The organism is Brasilonema angustatum (genome assembly GCF_059505445.1).
This window is the reverse complement of record NZ_JCACKO010000010.1, coordinates 1-17,455: the sequence shown is the minus strand read 5'-3', so window position 1 is coordinate 17,455 and position 17,455 is coordinate 1. Positions and strand designations below refer to the sequence as shown.

At 45.9% G+C, this 17,455-nt stretch carries 10 protein-coding genes; 3 read left to right on the top strand and 7 right to left on the bottom strand.

All coding sequences use genetic code 11. The annotated features are described in order from the left end of the window. Nucleotides 1–8: 8 nt before the first annotated feature. The 3 genes from AC5JM2_RS02265 to AC5JM2_RS02255 all read right to left on the bottom strand — a co-directional run bounded on the left by AC5JM2_RS02265 (nucleotide 9) and on the right by AC5JM2_RS02255 (nucleotide 6,906). Complete coding sequence (locus AC5JM2_RS02265) at nucleotides 9–2,738, bottom strand: AAA-like domain-containing protein (protein WP_495833290.1); 2,730 nt, start codon at nucleotides 2,736–2,738, stop codon at nucleotides 9–11. A 282-nt stretch (nucleotides 2,739–3,020) separates the two neighbouring features. Next, nucleotides 3,021–5,144, bottom strand: coding sequence for an AAA-like domain-containing protein (locus AC5JM2_RS02260; RefSeq protein WP_495833289.1), 2,124 nt, complete (start codon nucleotides 5,142–5,144; stop codon nucleotides 3,021–3,023). A gap of 568 nt (nucleotides 5,145–5,712) precedes the next feature. Beyond that, complete coding sequence (locus AC5JM2_RS02255; RefSeq protein WP_495833288.1) at nucleotides 5,713–6,906, bottom strand: FtsW/RodA/SpoVE family cell cycle protein; 1,194 nt, start codon at nucleotides 6,904–6,906, stop codon at nucleotides 5,713–5,715. 561 nt (nucleotides 6,907–7,467) lie between these two features. Here AC5JM2_RS02255 and AC5JM2_RS02250 point away from each other — a divergent pair. Next, a complete protein-coding gene (locus AC5JM2_RS02250) occupies nucleotides 7,468–7,983 on the top strand; it encodes a P pilus assembly/Cpx signaling pathway, periplasmic inhibitor/zinc-resistance associated protein (RefSeq protein WP_495833287.1) in 516 nt (171 codons plus the stop codon). Between the two features lie 227 nt (nucleotides 7,984–8,210). On the opposite strand, the gene AC5JM2_RS02245 is transcribed toward AC5JM2_RS02250, so the two are convergent. The 4 genes from AC5JM2_RS02245 to AC5JM2_RS02230 all read right to left on the bottom strand — a co-directional run bounded on the left by AC5JM2_RS02245 (nucleotide 8,211) and on the right by AC5JM2_RS02230 (nucleotide 13,894). Next, a complete protein-coding gene (locus tag AC5JM2_RS02245; protein WP_210612449.1) occupies nucleotides 8,211–8,417 on the bottom strand; it encodes a phycobilisome linker polypeptide in 207 nt (68 codons plus the stop codon). Nucleotides 8,418–8,649: 232 nt separating this feature from the next. After that, nucleotides 8,650–9,138 (bottom strand): allophycocyanin subunit beta, encoded by a 489-nt coding sequence (gene apcB / locus AC5JM2_RS02240; protein WP_495833286.1) that lies wholly within the window; start codon nucleotides 9,136–9,138, stop codon nucleotides 8,650–8,652. Nucleotides 9,139–9,204: 66 nt separating this feature from the next. Beyond that, a complete protein-coding gene (gene apcA / locus AC5JM2_RS02235; protein ID WP_495833285.1) occupies nucleotides 9,205–9,690 on the bottom strand; it encodes an allophycocyanin subunit alpha in 486 nt (161 codons plus the stop codon). 904 nt (nucleotides 9,691–10,594) lie between these two features. Beyond that, nucleotides 10,595–13,894: a phycobilisome rod-core linker polypeptide gene (locus AC5JM2_RS02230; protein WP_495833284.1), complete on the bottom strand. Its 3,300-nt coding sequence runs from the start codon at nucleotides 13,892–13,894 to the stop codon at nucleotides 10,595–10,597. Between the two features lie 553 nt (nucleotides 13,895–14,447). On the opposite strand from AC5JM2_RS02230, the gene AC5JM2_RS02225 reads away from it, so the two are divergent. Beyond that, complete coding sequence (locus AC5JM2_RS02225) at nucleotides 14,448–15,197, top strand: filamentous hemagglutinin N-terminal domain-containing protein (RefSeq protein ID WP_495833283.1); 750 nt, start codon at nucleotides 14,448–14,450, stop codon at nucleotides 15,195–15,197. A gap of 96 nt (nucleotides 15,198–15,293) precedes the next feature. Next, nucleotides 15,294–17,339 carry an autotransporter outer membrane beta-barrel domain-containing protein gene (locus AC5JM2_RS02220; protein ID WP_495833282.1) on the top strand — a complete coding sequence of 682 codons (2,046 nt, stop codon included), beginning with the start codon at nucleotides 15,294–15,296 and terminating at the stop codon, nucleotides 17,337–17,339. Nucleotides 17,340–17,455 lie beyond the last annotated feature (116 nt).

Genomic DNA, 17,455 nt, shown 5'->3' with positions numbered 1-17,455 from the left:
AACCCAACTCACCGACGATCGCCAACATCATCACACAGCTTGCGATCGCCATCCTTAACACTAGGGTTATACTTCAAATAATCATGCGCCCAAGCGCAACCGCGTGCCAGTAAGTCATCCAAATCCAGATTCCACAACCGTACCGTGTTGTCATCACTACCAGTGGCAATGGTTTTTCCATCGGGGCTGAAAGCGACGCTCCAGACAGAACTGCTATGACCTTTGAGGGTTATCAGTTCCTGCCCTGAGAGATTCCACAAGCGTACCGTGTTGTCAGAACTGCTAGTGGCAATGGTTTTTCCATCGGGGCTGAAAGCAACGCTCAAGACATAACCGCTATGACCTTTGAGGGTTGTCAGTTCCTGCCCTGAGAGATTCCACAGCTTCACCGTTTTAGAACTGCTAGTGGCAATAGTTTTTCCATCGGGGCTGAAAGCGATGCTCAAGACAGAACCGCTATGACCTTTGAGGGTTGTCAGTTCCTGCCCTTGCAGATTCCACAAGCGTACTGTGTTGTCAGAACTACGAGTGGCAATGGTCTTGCCATCTGGACTGAATGCTACGCTCCAGACAGAACTGCTATGCCCACTTAGAGTTTTGAGTAGTTGTCCATCACGATTCCATAAGCGTACCGTCTTGTCATCACTTGCAGTGGCAATGGTGTTGCCATCGGGGCTGAAGGCAACGCTTGTGACAGAACCCCTATGCTCAGTCAGGGTATTGAGTAGTTGTCCATTACGATTCCATAAGCTTACCGTCTTGTCATCACTTGCAGTGGCAATGGTGTTGCCATCCGAGCTGAAGGCAACGCTTGTGACCGGACTACTAAACCCGGTGAGGGTTTTGAGTTCCTGCCCTGTGAGATTCCACAAGCGTACCGTGTTGTCAGAACTACGAGTGGCAATGGTTTTGCCATCGGGGCTGAAGGCAACGCTTGTGACCGGACTACTAAACCCGGTGAGGGTTTTGAGTTCCTGCCCTGTGAGATTCCACAAGCGTACCGTGTTGTCAGAACTACGAGTGGCAATGGTTTTGCCATCGGGGCTGAATACTACGCTTGTGACCGGACTACTAAACCCGGTGAGGGTTTTGAGTTCTTGCCCTGTGAGATTCCACAAGCGTACTGTGTTGTCATCACTTGCAGTGGCAATGGTGTTGCCATCGGGGCTGAATACTACGCTTGTGACCTTACCGCTATGCCCTCTAAGAGTTTTGAGTTCCTGCCCTGCGAGATTCCACAGCTTCACCGTTTTGTCACTACTACCAGTGGCAATCGTCTTGCCATCGGGGCTAAATACTACGCTTGTGACCTTACCGCTATATTTTTCCAGTTGGTTGGGTTTAGATATTTTAGAAATAACTTGATTAAGAGCAGCTAGTACTTTTGTTTGAGTATTTGACTCTACATCATTGTCATATCTTTTGAGCTGTTTTCCTGCCTTTAAACCTTCTACTAAAGCATCTAGTGAATTAGAACCAGCCAAGTTTTGTGCGGTGAGGGTATTTAAGATGATTTCAGCATTAATTCGTCGTCTCTCTGCATCTTCTTTTGCAATAAAGGCATATTGCGCCAGTGCCCCCATTGAAATTGCCCATACTACCGCAAGCCAGGGTAACGCTGGCTTAAGGCTTTCCCACAACTTTCCTGGCAAATGTTTGTTCACCCACTTTAAATCAAACACTTGCTGATAAATTCGATTCCGCACTTTCAAAACATTTTGCTCACGCCGCACCACACCCGATAGCTTCAAGTGAGATTTAACTATCGATTGCTCCTCATCCAAAACATCACGCTTACCCCGACGAATTTCTCGATAGACACTCAAAACACCTTCTTTGTCTGGTGCGCGTTTTGTCAGCATATCGCGGACAAACTGCAAGTTATTGTCTTGCTCGCTCATTGCACCCAAGAAAGTACTGCTCACTAAGCCGTCAACATCAGCTTTTGACAAAGTTTTCTTGTCCTGCTGGCTAATAATGCAACAAAGACGCTGCGATAAATACGGATGTCCCCCTGTCCACTCCAGCATCCATTTCAACACCTGTTGCGCTTCCTGAGTTGACAGCCCTAGTCCTTGTGCCAGTGGTTTTGCCTGCTCAAAAGTGAAATCAGTCAAGTCAACGCGCTGACCGATATTAAACGGTGTACGCTTGGAGTCACGTATCAAATCGCCCGGAGTCGCGACACCAATCAGGACAAAAGAAAGACGCTGAAATTCTGCATCTGAAGCGCGAGCAACGTAGAGAAAGCGAATAGCAGCAAAAAAATCATCAGTAAAATCTAAGCTGAGTGTCGTGTCAATTTCATCAACAAAAATCACTATCGGTTCGGCAACTTCTTGCAGCAACACCTCTTGAAAAAATGAAGTCAGCCGTTGCGTAAAACCCAGATGTGAGCGTTCTTGCCACCACTGCACCACATCTGTATCCAGCATTAGAGTTCCTTCAATAACTGTGAGTAACCCCAGATACCATTGTTCAGCAGTCACCTGCACGCCCACCTGAGTCAAATCAATCACAACCGTCTGAATTTCTTCTTCTGCCAGTTGTTCAGCAGTCCGCACCATTAGGCTAGATTTACCCATCTGGCGTGAAGTGAGGATATACACAAACTTATTTTCCCGACACAGCCCCAGCAATTCCTCATCTGCTTTGCGGGGAATGTAGACACCATTTTGGTTGGCTTGCACAGTACCGCCAACAGTGTAAATGCTTGGGTTGTGTCGAGTTTCAGTCATAGATAGAATTTATAGAACGAACCGCAGAGGGCGCAGAGGGCGCAGAGAAAAAATGGTAGGTTGGGTAGAGCGTAAGCGAAACCCAACAGACGCTTAATATTGTTGGGTTACCCTCCGGGAAGCCGCCCTCCGGGCGTCTACGTTCCTCAACCCAACCTACGCCTGTCATTGCGAATGGAGCGGAGCGGAATGAAGCAATCTCAAACCGTTGCGATTGCTTCGCTCCACTTCGTTCCGCTCGCAATGACAGATGGTACCTTTGATTGCAACTTAGTATTAGCATCACTCACGCAAGTTCTCCCGGAAATACTCGGCATAAAGCTGACAGCGTGGCAAAACAGTTCGTCCTTGTTCGCGCACCAAACCCGCACCCCGCAGCCGCCAGAAGACACGCTTATCATCACAGGTGTTCTGGCGAATGACTTGCAGCAGCCCTTGAATCAATTCTGTTTTTTTGTGCAGTAGTGAAATGTGGTGACGCAGATGATCACCAAAAGCACCATTACCAGCAGTTGCATTGGCAAACAACTCGGGCGTGGAAATTCGCTGACTCGCCACTAAGTAAAGCGCCCGCCGCACCAAATAAGGATGCCCGCCCAACAGCAATATCAATTGTCTTTCCTCACTGGAGTTGAAAGGTGAACCGTGACGGCGATTGAGATCAGCAACCTGTTCTGGTGTAAAATCTTGTAATTCAATCACCTGTCCCACATTAAAAGGTGATTGGTAAAGGTCGTCAATCAGCTCATAAGGTTCTGTGGAAGTTACCAATGTCAAATCCAGTCGCTTCCAAATGGGCATTGTGGCGCGGCTATTGTGCCAATTGCGCAACATCCCAAAGAAATCATTGCGGAAGTCGGCGTCAAAAACCTTATCCACTTCATCCATTGCCAAAACCAGCGGCGTCTTGCCCAACTCTTTCAAAATATGGCGTTGAACATAGCGCGTACAACGTTGACTATTTCCCAGTGGCGTCTTCCAATACTCCTCCACTCGATCTTCCATTTCCAACTCATAAGTCAGCCAGCTGCAAAAGCCCCGAAAGAAAAGTTCAGCATCTGTGAGGGCGGCTTTGTCAAAAAGTTGAAAATCTAAGAAAGCAATCCGCTTACCTGCATTCACCGCAGCTTCAATTGCGCGAATCAACAGCGAACTCTTACCAACTTGTCTTGGTCCTTTGATAACGATGGTGACTCCTCGTTGAGCAATTGTCGTGAGGGCGATCGCATCCGATGAACGTTCCACATAAAATGCAGATTGGCTGTCCATCGTCCCTTCTGGCATTTCCAACCTTACTGGCTGGGCTGAAGCAAAAGGTCGAGGTAACGGTGAAGGTTCGCTTGTTTCAAGTAAAATCGCTTTGGCTTGCGCCTTATCAATCGGTAATTCGCCGCCGCAGACAGCTTGTGTCAACTCTGCTATCAGCCGTGGCGTATCCTCTTCACCTTGCCAGAAAGCCCAGTTGATATTGTTCAGGTAAGCACTCAAAGGATACTGAAACGGTTCTCGATATCCCAAACGTACCGGGAGAATTACCGGACGCCCTCCCTGCACTTGCGCCATATCGTGCGCCATCCGGATTTCTTGCTCCACCATCTCGCTGTAAACTGAGCGAGACGAAAGGAAAACGATGAGAAAATCAGCTTGACTAATTTCCGCTTCAATGCGTTCAGCCCAGCGCGTCCCAACTTGCATTCGTTGATCGATAAAAACCTCGTGCTGCTGCGACAGCGCTTGAAAAACCTCTAAAGCCACTGGTTCATCCGGCTCAACATCACGCTTATAGCTGATAAAAATACGCTGGCGCGTCGTCTTCTGTGCAACGGGATGATTCAGCAATTTTCTTTTAAACACAGGTGTTTGGTTTTCCTTCAAACCAAAAAGCTGAGAACAACCCAACTCATAGGCAAACTCCATCTCTTCCCCAGCCGCTAAAGCATCGTAAAACGCCACAGCAAAATTAATCGCAGCTTTATCCCCTATCTGCCGATTCATCCCAATCACATACTCAATGTGTTCGCTAATCGCTTCTGCTTGCACCTGGGAGTAACAAGCGTTCATGAGAACACACTCAACTCCCTTTTTAGCAAATAGCTTAAACATACTCGCCAACGCATCTGCTTGCACAAACGCTACCTGCGCCGTCTCATCCTCCAACACAATTCCATCTTCCCCAGCACCGTGTCCACAAAAGTGTATAATTTGGGGCTGAGTGTCGAGGATTGCCCGATAAAAGTCGCGCGAACGAACCGCCCATTTTTGCTCTAGCTTAAACAGTTCCCGCTTATTTGCCCGTCGCAATCCCTCATCAATTTCCCGTACCTCTTCATCCAGCCGCAACTGGGAAGTATTTCTTGGATTCGCCGCCAAGAGCAAAATTGTTTTGACACGGGTGTTTTCACTCATAGCGCGAGATGCAAGAAGTATGATAAATTACCTTTTTGACAGAATAGACTATATATGGTATGTAGACCAAATCAGCACAATGAAATTTTTTGCTGATACTCACACATTATTTTATAGATAAAACCAAAGTTAACTTATACACAACTGAGGTGAGTTCACTGGTGAAGAAACACATGTAGGGTGGGCACTGCTAATCAGATCTTGCCTACTATATGAGAGTTTTAATGGCAGTGCCCACCTGAGAAACACACGTAGGTGGGCACTGCTAATCAGATCTTGTCTACTATATGAGAGTTTTAATGGCAGTGCCCACCCTACACTACTACTGGCTCCTTAACAAGCAAATTTCTTATCCGAACCGTATCGAGAGAAACACATGTAGGGTGGGCACTGCTAATCAGATCTTGCCTACTATATGAGAGTTTTAATGGCAGTGCCCACCTGAGAAACACACGTAGGTGGGCACTGCTAATCAGATCTTGTCTACTATATGAGAGTTTTAATGGCAGTGCCCACCCTACACTACTACTGGCTCCCCTACACTACTTATGCACTACTGAGGTTCGCCTTACTTCTTCTGAAATAACCGTCGTTTGCGCCTCTTCTCACCCTCCTCTCGCAACGGTACCACCTCAGCTTCACTACTCTGGCGTGCAACCCGAATAATCAAAGCAGATGCCATCAAACTTGCAATCATCGAATTTCCACCATAACTAAACATGGGCAATGGCAAACCCGTTGTTGGCAAAGCACCAGTAGTCACACCAATGTGGAGTAAAGATTGTCCCACCATCAAAATTGTGACACCGATCGCCACCAATCGATACACTGGATGCTTTGCCTTCAGAGCGATAATTAATCCTAAAGTGGCGTATAAAGCAATCAGTAACAACAGCACGACACCACCAACAAAGCCAAACTCCTCAGCAAACACTGCAAAAATAAAATCAGTATCCTGAATTGGCAAATAAAACTGCTTTTGTTGAGAAAGCCCAAACCCGGCACCCCATTCTCTACCAGAACCCACTGCTAGCAAACTTTGCACCAGTTGATAACCATCGCCAGTTGCATCAGCCCAAGGATTGAGAAATGACAACACCCGCTTACGCTGATAGTCCTTGATACTGATACTGAGTACTGCCAACAACACTCCCCCCAATGCTGTTCCTCCTAAGTACTTGTAAGGTAATCCAGCAGCAAGGGCAATAAACCAAATCGTCATACCACACAATGCCGTTGTGCTCAAGTTGGGCTGTGCCAAAATACCCAACAGGACTAGACCAAAAATACCCAGCCAAAAGAAGCGAACACGCCAACTCAGGTTTTCCCACTGACCAAAAAGTCGCGCACTTTGCAACACCAAAAAAGGTTTAATTAATTCAGAAGGTTGAATTGGAATCGGTCCTAAAGCTATCCACCGGGATGCGTCAAACGCCTTCTTTCCTAATCCCGGTACTAGGGTGACGAAAATCAACCCCAAAAACACTATCACAAACCAATGGGATATCTTTAAAATCTTATGCAAAGGCAAATGAACAACAATATTGAATACTATTAAACCGACTAGTACCCACAAAAGTTGACGTTTAAAGTAGTAGAGTCCGTCATGTTGACGAACATCAGCTACGGGATAAGATGCCGAAAATAGCATCACTAATCCCACAAACAGCCAAACCAGCGTTAACCAGCGCAATAAACGCGCCTCTAATGCCCAGCTGGACACGGAGTCATCAAATAATAAAGTCAGGCGGCGTAGATTCACGATGAATAAAATTTAGATTGTAAGGTGCGATCGTTTAGAGTTGACGTTAATGATACCAACTTGCACTCAAAAGGGATTAAGTTGTTGATTCTGTGTTTCAGAATTAGACTTGAGCAAACTGAGAACTCCCACCAAGCAGCGGCGATCATTACAGTACTCAAACCTTGCGACAGGTATGAGAAGAATATTACGTTGTCAACCCAGATTTTACCCATCGAAATAAAATACCGCCAGATTTCCCCCACACCCTTAAGAAGTAGGGAGCAGGGCGCAGGGGGCAGGGAGAAAGAAGAGTTAACGTCCATTGAGATTCTTCCTCTCCCCATCTCCGGTGCTCCCCGCTCCTGGGCTTCTTCTCCCACATCCTTACACCCCTACACCCCCACACCCCTACACCCTTACACCCCTATCCCGATCAAGTAGGAGAAAAGTCCTGTTTGAATTTAGTACTTTTTCTCTACGACAAAAAAGTGAGATTTGGGACTTTTCCCCCATCTCAAAGAATCATGCAAATTCTTATGATTTTGATGTTGAACTCAATAAATTGGCAACGAGGTCATAATGAAACTCAAACTTGTCAAGATGTTCTCTCTAGTGATTGGGCTGACTTTGATAGCTGTTCCCTTAAGCGCACAAGCTTTACCTTTCCCATCAAGTCCAGCTTTCCATGCGCAAAACTTTCCCCAATCAGGACCACCAGGTCAACCTCCAAATATAAACCTGAGTGATGACCAAAAACAACGTTTGAACGAAATTGACAAACAAACCAAAGAAAAAATTGATGCCGTTCTCACATCAGAACAACGGCAGAAATTACAAGAAAAATTCGCTCAAATGAAAAACCGTAGAGGTGGGATGAACGGTGGCTTTGGTGGTCCTGGCCCTGGTATGCCTCCCCCAGAAGCAGGGAGAAATGGTCCTTTTGCTGACTTGAATCTTAGTAATGATCAAAAAGCAAAAATTGAGGAGATTATGCAGTCATCTCATGAAGAAGTGAAATCAGTGTTCACTGATGAACAGCGACAACAACTGGAGAAATTTCACCAGAACATGCCAAAGCGACCTCCATCAAGCTAGCAGAATAATCAGGTTTTTTAACCGCGTTTTGCGCAAACAAAAAAGAGGTCTACCTGACCTCTTAACAACTTCCTACAAGTCGTATTCACATAAATAAGTAGCCGTAATTAATTTGTAGATAGCACTAGTGGGAGCCAAAAATCTCCCTATTTTATTACCAACGCGGCTTTTCTGGGCAGCACTACATTTTATATTTAATTCAAAATGGCTACTTACAATAAGTGAGATTAAGACAAGCCAGTATTAGTTCCCCGCTTACCAGTAGCCAACTCTACCTTAACAATTGTGCCGCCTGCTTTTTGAATCCGTTGTTGTTCACTGAACCAGTTTTCGTAGGGAACTAACTTAGTAAAATAGGTATTTTGCAGTTCACGCTGAGTACGAGTTCGGGTTTTGCTAGGAACAACAGCAGTAATTTTAAAGTACCTTGCCATGTTTTGATATCTCCCTATAGTGAAGTGGAAACTTTTTTATTTCAAAGAATTATGAGTGCATATTTTATCTAATCACTCAAAGGCTGGAAATCAAGCATCAATACTAGACTTTTAACACTCATCATACATACATCTTTAGTAAGATAAGCGATTAAAAGTTCTAGCACTCACGATTGATTTCCAGACCTTACTTAATAAAGCCGCACTTACATTCTCAAGTGCAACCTAGCTTTTAGCTTAAGCCAGAGGAAATGTAATCCAAGTAAACACCCATTTCCTTACCAGCATCGGGACCTACCAAGCTAGCAGTCACTTCTTTGATTGCTTGGATAGCTTGCACGGTAGCACCGACTGGTACACCTAAGGAGTTGTAGGTTTCTTTCAAGCCATTGAGGACACGCTCATCCAATATGGATGGATCGCCTGCCAACATAGCGTAGGTAGCATAACGGAGGTAGTAATCCAAGTCGCGGATGCAAGCAGCATAGCGACGAGTGGTGTACATGTTGCCGCCGGGACGGGTAATGTCAGAATACAACAGAGCCTTAGCCACAGCTTCTTTGACAATTGCAGATGCGTTAGCGCTGATAGTAGTAGCAGCACGTACGCGCAGTTCGCCAGTTGAGAAGTAGCTCTTAAGCTTTTGAAGAGCAGAAGTATCCAAGTACTTACCTTGAACGTCTGCAGAGTTAATAACAGAGGTAATTGCGTCTTGAGCCATGTTAGTTAATTCCTTATTTCCAACCTTATTGCATTAGTTCAGTTTCAGCAGGGAAATAACTTCACCCTATTGCAAGCCACCGACTACGTAGTCGAAGTAAGAACTAGCTTCAGCAGCGTCTTCACCAGACAACAGTGCAGCTGCGGCATTCTTCAAACCACGGACACCTTCAGCAACACCGTCAATTGGAGTACCAAGGGACTTGTACATTTCGCGAACACCCACAAGCCCAATTTCTTCAATGGGGGTGACATCACCAGCGACAACGCCGTAGGTGACCAGACGGAGGTAGTAATCCAAGTCGCGCAAACAGGTAGCAGTCATTTCTTGACCGTAAGCATTACCGCCAGGAGAAACAACATCAGGACGTCTTTGGAACACTTGGTCACCAGCTTGCTTCACAATACGCTCGCGGTTGTCGGTGAGAACTTGAGCAATGCGGAGACGCTTTTCACCACTAGTAACAAATCCCTTAATCCGGTCTAGTTCACCAGGAGTGAGGTAGCGAGCTTCTGCATCAGCATTCACGATGGCCTTCGTGACGATACTCATTAATGGATTCCTCCAGTACTAAATAAAACCAGAATCTTAAACTGGTGCGGCTTTGATTGGTTAACTAAGCTTATTTTCTCATTTTTTAGATACAACAGCCAAACAATTGCTGCAACTAATACCTAAACGAGTGCGCTTGCGTAATGGCTAGTACATAAGCTCATAAACTCAGTTACCTTCCGGAATTATTTTCGGGCATTATGTTGAGCAATTATGACTGCTCTTAATATTTTGTAACATTGCTTTTCATGTTTACTGCCTTAGCGACAATCACAAAAGCTAATGTTGGCAAAGGTTAGAATACCTTTTGCGAGTCAATAGTCCTACGGGCAGGGTGTAAGGGTGTAGGAGAAGAAGCCCAGGAGCGGGGAGCACCGGAGATGGGGAGAGGAAGAATCTCAATGGACGTTAACTCTTCTTTCTTCCTGCCCCCTGCGCCCTGGTCCCTACTTCTTAAAGGTGTAAGGGGGAAGAAGTAGGGAGCACGCTAGCTCCTAAGAGGAGCGCTGCGCAAACGCTTGGGTGCAGGGTGCAGGGGGAAATTAGTTCACATTAACTAGTCTTCTCCCTACTCCGGTGCTCCCTGCTTCTGTTTTTCTCCCTACACACGCCCTTCGGGTTCGCAGTCGCCTACGGAGGGAGACCCTCCTGCAGCGCTGTCTCACCAGATACCTAGGTCGGGAAAACGCCAGGTGCTACAACGGGGGGAACCCCAACGCCAGGCCCCTACGGAGGGAAACCCTCCTGCAGGACTGGCTCCCTTCGGGTTCACCAGTCGCCTACGGAGGGAAACCCTCCTGCAGCGCTGGATTCACCGCAACGCACTGGCTCCCCTCCTTCAGTACTGACTCCCCTACACCCCAACTTCATGACTACATGACTATTGACGATTGACTGATTTCACTTAATCAAGCGCTTTCACGCTACCAAGGTAGTTACCCGCAGGCAAGGATGGGAACCGCTGGTATGGCACCACATTCTCACCAAAGTACTGAGCATACTCAGAGCTATTGACAATCTCCTCGACAGCAGCTTTTAAACCGCTACTTGCCAGTGAGTTGGTGTAATGGTGAATTTCCACCTGAGTTGCTGGCGCACGTCCCAACAGATGACGGAAGAGGAACTCAACCACTTTGGCGTTGGGATAGGAAACACAGAAACGCTGGCGATAAATTTCTGAGCTAGCAAGTTCACTCACAAATTTTCTCACAGAAATTTCACCATTGCGCAGTCTGCTTTCCAACTCAGGATAGTGGAAGTGATCACGAACTTGATCGCCATACACATCCATTACTTGAGAGTAAATAGCGTTTATCACCTGCTCTATCTCAGCTTGATTTGTATTTACTGTTATGCGGTAAATACGAGCTGGGTTGCGGCGGGTTGTATCCACACCAGATTCAACCAACTGTCCCTGACTGGAATTAAAAGAACGACCAACTTCGACGGGCTGCGGCTGTTCATTCTCAATTTCAGTGGATGTCTCTACTGTGTCTGCGGTTGTCTTTATGCGCGCCTGCACTGGCTCAAAGCTAGGGACAACAATATCTGGATTTTGCTTAGTGAGCTGGTTGTAGAGCTTTTGAGTATTCGGGAAGTTCGCCGCTGGGAAGGTCGCGAAGCGGTTGTAAGGTATTGTATCTTCACCAAACGCTTCAAGATATTCCGGACTGTTGACCATTGCCCGGATAAAGGCGCGAATACCTTGAGACGCTAGTATTTGATTGTACTTACGTATTTCCGCTTGATCCAGTGGAGCACGTCCCAGGAAGTGCTTAGTTCCTAGTTCAATGACCTTGGTGTTGGGGTATGGGGTGTAGAACTCTTTCAGGTATAGGCTGGAACAACCCAAGCCTTCAAGAAATTCTTTAACGGTGATTTCACCATTACCCAGTTTGCTTGAAAGCGCTGTGAATTCGTTTTTGACAATGTACGGTTCAATATTGCGCTCGAAAATCTGACGGTAAGCAGCACCAATAACTATTGCCACTGCAACTTTATCGTTGTTACCTGCCACCAACTTGAAGACTTTCGTTTGTTCGCGCTTCTTGCTGACCCCTTGGCTGATGCGCTGCTGAATCTCAAGTTCTGGCCGGTCTCCCACAGTACCGAGTTCAACAAATAGTGGAGTTGGTTCTTTCTCAATTCTCCGGGTGATATCTTCGCGGATGCTACCAACGCGCAATTTCCGTAATGCTACACCACCAGGAGTTAAGTACCGTTCGTAAGGAACTGTATCTTCACCAAATGCCTCACTGTACTCTACACTACCAATGATGGCGTCAACAACTGCGTAGAAGCCCTTCTTAGAGGCGAGGTCAAAGTACTTATTGTTTTCTTGACGACCGTAAGTAGGACGACCTAACAAGCGACGGTGGATGTACTCAATTGACTTCATGACATACAGGGATGTCCAGTACATCTTCCTGAACACATCGGACTTAGCCAAAGCGCGGATAAACTCCCGTACGGAGATGTCACCGTTTTCCAGCTTAATTTCTTGCACTTTCAGGCGCTGACCATCGAAAACATCACGACCGAAAACTTGCAGGTAAGCTGCCCGAATTACCGCTTGCGTAGAGCTTTCTGAGTACTTAACACTGAGTCCAGTTGGTGTCTTTTTACCTCTTGTACCAGGCAGTTGATCCAACTTGAACACCTTGGGACCTAGGGTACCAGGGTTCTCGCCTCGCGCTCCAGGATTGCTGTTTTGGTTATTAATTCCTGGTCCAGAGTGAATCAGGATGCGCTTGGTATCTTTACCAAAAGGAGCAGGACGAGTATTGGGGTTGCTGGTTTCTTTCGGGAAAATTGCCCCAAACTGAATTTCTAAGGGGTCGTTACCAGAACCGTAAGGATGCTGGTCTGGTAGCGGTTTGTTATAGGCAGCAAAAGTTGTGATAAACTGTGGAACCTTGCGGAAAGGCGCACTGTAGTTAAACAGGTCTTGCTGTGGTCCCCAGTTACGACATTCTTGTGCTTCTTGACCAAGTCCCCGAATGTAAGGAACCGTTTCCTCACCAAAATAATCACCGTATTCCGCAGAATCTACCAGTGCATCGATTAAGGCTGACAGACCGCCTCGGGAAACGATGTCAAAGTACTTTTGTACTTCTTCGCGGCTACTTGGTCCGCGTCCCAAGAAGTGACGGAAAGCAAGCTCTAGAGCACGGCTGTTGATAAACGGTTGGAAAAATTGTTTTTGGTAAAGCGGAGATTTGCCCAGGCGACGGACAAATTCTTTCATGGAGATAGTGCCGTTCTTGACCTGGGATTCCAGGTAAGAAACTGACTGACTGTAAGCACGGGTAATATCGCGCTCAAAAATTTGTCTATATGCCGCTTTTACAACGTCGTTTTTCTCAACTCCTGACAACCCAGGCTTCATGACAAACTTGGGACGCCGTTCTGCCGCATTGAAGTAAATCTGAGGCAGTTGTAAGCCCTGTTGGTCGCTTGAAGGACGTTGACGCACTTTAGTCGAAGGAGTGGGTGCTTTGAATTCTGTAATCAAAACATCCATGTACTCAGACACAATGTCTGTTGCCTCAGCATCCTGACGGAAATAGGAAAGCGCTGCGAATTTTATTTCCTGCAAAGCAACAATTGTCGCTTCACCAGAACAGGCGTTTTCAATGATTTCTCTCAAACCACGCGTGTTGACAGCGATGATGCTGGGGTCACCAGCGACGATCGCGTAGGTAGCGTAGCGCAAAAACCACGACAAGTCCCGCAGGCTCTTAGCCATATTCGCCGGACCATAACGGGCGACGTTGATTGGTCGAAAACCCGGAGGAGTCGGACCACTGGGTGAACTGTTAAAGACTGACCGCAAATTTTCTAAGAAACCACCACGACTTTCTGCGTAAGTGAGAGTTCCTGAGTTTGTGGTACTGCTAACATTCTTCGGTGCGCCTGCCATCACCACTTCTGGTTCTCTGGGCTTTTCTAGGAAAGACATTGGCGAACCACCAACAAAAATCCTGTTGGCAGCACGAGAGACAATAATCTCCGAATTTTCCGTAAGCCTCTGAGCGATTTCTAGACGCTTGGTACCAGATGCAAAAAACCTTGCCAGTTCACTTAATTCACCAGCTCCCAGAAAGCGGTCTTGCTGCTCTGCTTGGGAAATTGTTGATACTGCTAGGGTTTGATATAGTTGCGGACGCGCAACTGAGCTTCCACCACTTGCCTTAACACTCATCGGATTTGTAAAACTCCTATCATATTTTCTTTGTGTTAAGTCTGGGTTGCTTTTAGGCTTGACACATTGGTGCAGTTATGCGTTAAGATTGCTGCCCTCAAGACTGCCAAAAAAAATTAACCCAGTCAGCTTTTAGATTAGAACGTTTTGGCATTTCTCTGTGGCTTTATTAAGAAGTATGTAGAAATCATAGCCCTGATGTATCAACTCCAAAAGCAAATGCTTCAACTTCTCTGAGAAAATATTTAAGATTTGTATCATTTCTTGATCAAACTAGATTTATTCTTTTAAGACAAGATGTAGCATCGTTTTCGCTCTAATCGCTACTTGGAACTGTAGATGCACGCAGATGCACGCAAATGCTCACAAGTCAATATATCTATCAGCATCTGTAGTTAAATACAATCATTTGAAAAAAAATTACGAAATGATCGCCCTTGTTTGCCTGAAGGGTTCAACTAATGCCTCGTTCCCAGTAGATTACTGAGAACTTCTATTAACAGGCTCAGACTCGCTTACTCACAATCGCTGAATTTTAGATTTGGAGTTGATCATGAAACAGGGTTGGCATTCACTAATTTTATTCACCTTACCCCTATGCGCAATAGGGAGTTTAACTTTTCTAGATACAGCCACAGCACAACAAGTCACTCAACAAGTAACTCCTGATGGAACTGTATCCACCACCGTCACTACTCCTGACGGCAAAAATTTCAACATCAATGACGGAACCAGAAGAGGAGGAAACCTTTTTCACAGCTTCAAAGAATTTTCTGTACCCACAGGTGGTTCGGCTAATTTCAACAATGCAGCTGATGTCCTAAACATCATCGGTCGGGTGACAGGTGGTTCTGTTTCTAATATTGATGGTGCGATTAGAGCACTCGGCAAGGCAAACTTATTTTTACTCAATCCTGCGGGGATTATTTTTGGACAAAATGCCAGCTTAAATATTGGTGGTTCGTTTTTGGGGAGTACAGCGCACAGTTTTGTCTTTGACAATGGATTTGAGTTTAGTGCAACTGATCCACAAGCACCCCCGTTGTTAACGATAAATGTTCCGATTGGGTTGAGGTTTCGGGATAATCCTGGAAGCATTCAGGTACGAGGACCAGGGCACGGAGTTGACTATAATAATCTTGCTAAGTCAGGTGACCGTAACCAATTTGACTCGAACGTTACAGGATTGCAAGTCGAACCCGGAAAAACCTTAGCACTCGTAGGAGGGAATGTCTTTGTTGAGGGTGGTGTACTCAGGTCACAAGGCGGACGTATTGAAATCGGTAGTTTTGATGGGAATTAAATTGTAAATCTCATCCCAGCACAATCTGAAGGTTTTTCACTTGCTTCTCAAAGCACCCCCAGTTTTAGAGACATCGAGTTTTCTAATAAATCGTTCGTGAATGTCACTGGAGATGGCGGTGGTTTTATTGCGATCAAAGGTAGGAATATCAATTTCACCTCTGAGTCAATTCTATTAGCTGATACGCTTGCTGATAAAAATGGGGGAGAAATTAGCATTGTTGGTGACTCTATAGCTTTCAATCGCTCCAGCCTCCTGTCTAACACCTTCGGTTCCGGGAACGGCGGACAAATTAAACTGGAAGCCAACAACATCAAGTTTGAGAATCGCAGTGGTGTAAACATTCAGACATCGGACAGGGGTAATGCCGGAAATATCAACGTTCGTGCAAATTCTTTGGGAATCGAAGGCGGAACTGGCTTTGTGAGCAGAACGACAGGAACTAGCACTGGTAAAGCCGGAGACATCAACATTACTGTCAATGGTCCGATGGCTATAACGTATACAGGTATAAATGCTGACTCTTATGGCACGGGTAGCGCTGGCAAAATCAACATCAGTGCAAATTCTTTGCAGATTGACGACTCGCTTGTCACTAGCACTGTGGGAAAGGCAGGTCAAGCTGGAGAAATCAAATTTAATGTCGCAGACTCTCTTACGATCAACAAATCAGTTATAAGGACTAACACCTCTGGCACGGGTGACGCTGGAAAAATTAATATCACCGCAGGTTCTTTTCGGCTTAAAGGAGTAATTTCTAGCCAAGCGCTGCAAAATAGCACAGGTCGGGGTGGAGAAATCAACATTACCGCAGGCTCTCTGGAAGTACTAAAAAATCCAGGAGAGATAGCATTTATATCTACAGACACTTATGGTAAAGGTGACGCTGGAGACATCAACGTTAGTGTTACAGGTCCATTGACTCTAGCAGGTATAAGTATAACTACCGAATCCAGTGGCGCGGGTAACGCTGGCAAAATCAACATAAATGCAAATTCTTCGCAGATTGAAAACTCGGCTGTCACTAGCAGTGTGACAAACACAAGCACAGGTCAAGGCGGAGAAATCAACTTTCATGTCGCAGACTCTCTTACAATCAACAAATCAGGTATAAGGACTAACACCTCTGGCACGGGTGACGCTGGAAAAATCAACATCAATGCAAATTCTTTTCAGCTTAAAGGAGAGATTCGTAGCGAGGCGCAGGGAAGTAGCACAGGTCGGGGTGGAGAAATCAACATTACCGCAAACTCTCTGGAATTACCAAAAAATCCAGATCCAAAAGATTACACACTTATATCTACAACCACTGCGGGTATTGGTGACGCTGGAAACATCAACATTCTTGTTAAAGGTTCATTGACTGTAGCCAGCGGTGCAAAGATAAATGAGATAACTACTAACTCCTTTGGTAATGGTAAAGCTGGTGATTTAAAGATTTCGGCTGACACCATTAAGCTTGATAACAGTTCGCTTAACGCCGACACTCGTGGGGGAAAAGGCAACATTACCCTCAATTCCGGTGACTTAATCTTGCGCAACAACAGCAAAATCACCGCTAACGCCACAGGCACGGCTGATGGAGGCAACATAAGCATTAACACTGGTAACTTAGTTCTAGAAAATAGTGGCATCACTGCCAGGGCCGAATCAGGCTTAAATGGAAACGTAGTTGTTAGAGCTAAAAGCTTTTTTCGCTCTCCAGACAGCGATGTCACTGCCACATCTGTGCTTGGTCCACAGTTGTTCATTGAATATGTAGACCCCAGTCAAGGATTATTTGAATTGACAGAAACTGTAATCGACCCCGCACAGCAGGTTGCCCAAAATCCCTGTGTCAAAGGTTTTGGTAGTACTTTCACCATCACCGGACGTGGCGGATTGCCATCTGACCCCAATAAAATCCTCAGTAGTGACAATGTGCGGGTTGATTTAGTTGAACCTGTTCCCAGTAAGGTAAGTTCAACAACTGCAACAGAAAAGAAACCATCTCAACAGCCACCTGTCAAGCGTATAATACCAGCACAGGGTTGGATATATAACGACAAAGGTCAGGTGGTGCTGGTAGCTTATGATCCGACTAAGACTGGTCCACAACGTGAGCAGCCAGCACCTACTAGTAACTGTGCAGCAGTGAGATAGTAATGAGCGCGAATCCAACTAGATTTCTTCTTTTGATATCAAATCTGGTTGATTGGTTATCATTGTTAGAGTCGATGGGGAGTATTATCTCCCGCACCTCTCTGTTAGATCCGGAC

Bases quoted from the DNA above. Each gene is read 5' to 3' on its own strand.
- AC5JM2_RS02265 (WP_495833290.1), bottom strand. From the start codon at position 2,738: ATGACTGAAACTCGACACAACCCAAGCATTTACACTGTTGGCGGTACT.
- AC5JM2_RS02260 (WP_495833289.1), bottom strand. From the start codon at position 5,144: ATGAGTGAAAACACCCGTGTCAAAACAATTTTGCTCTTGGCGGCGAAT.
- AC5JM2_RS02250 (WP_495833287.1), top strand. From the start codon at position 7,468: ATGAAACTCAAACTTGTCAAGATGTTCTCTCTAGTGATTGGGCTGACT.
- AC5JM2_RS02245 (WP_210612449.1), bottom strand. From the start codon at position 8,417: ATGGCAAGGTACTTTAAAATTACTGCTGTTGTTCCTAGCAAAACCCGA.
- apcB (WP_495833286.1), bottom strand. From the start codon at position 9,138: ATGGCTCAAGACGCAATTACCTCTGTTATTAACTCTGCAGACGTTCAA.
- apcA (WP_495833285.1), bottom strand. From the start codon at position 9,690: ATGAGTATCGTCACGAAGGCCATCGTGAATGCTGATGCAGAAGCTCGC.
- AC5JM2_RS02230 (WP_495833284.1), bottom strand. From the start codon at position 13,894: ATGAGTGTTAAGGCAAGTGGTGGAAGCTCAGTTGCGCGTCCGCAACTA.
- AC5JM2_RS02225 (WP_495833283.1), top strand. From the start codon at position 14,448: ATGAAACAGGGTTGGCATTCACTAATTTTATTCACCTTACCCCTATGC.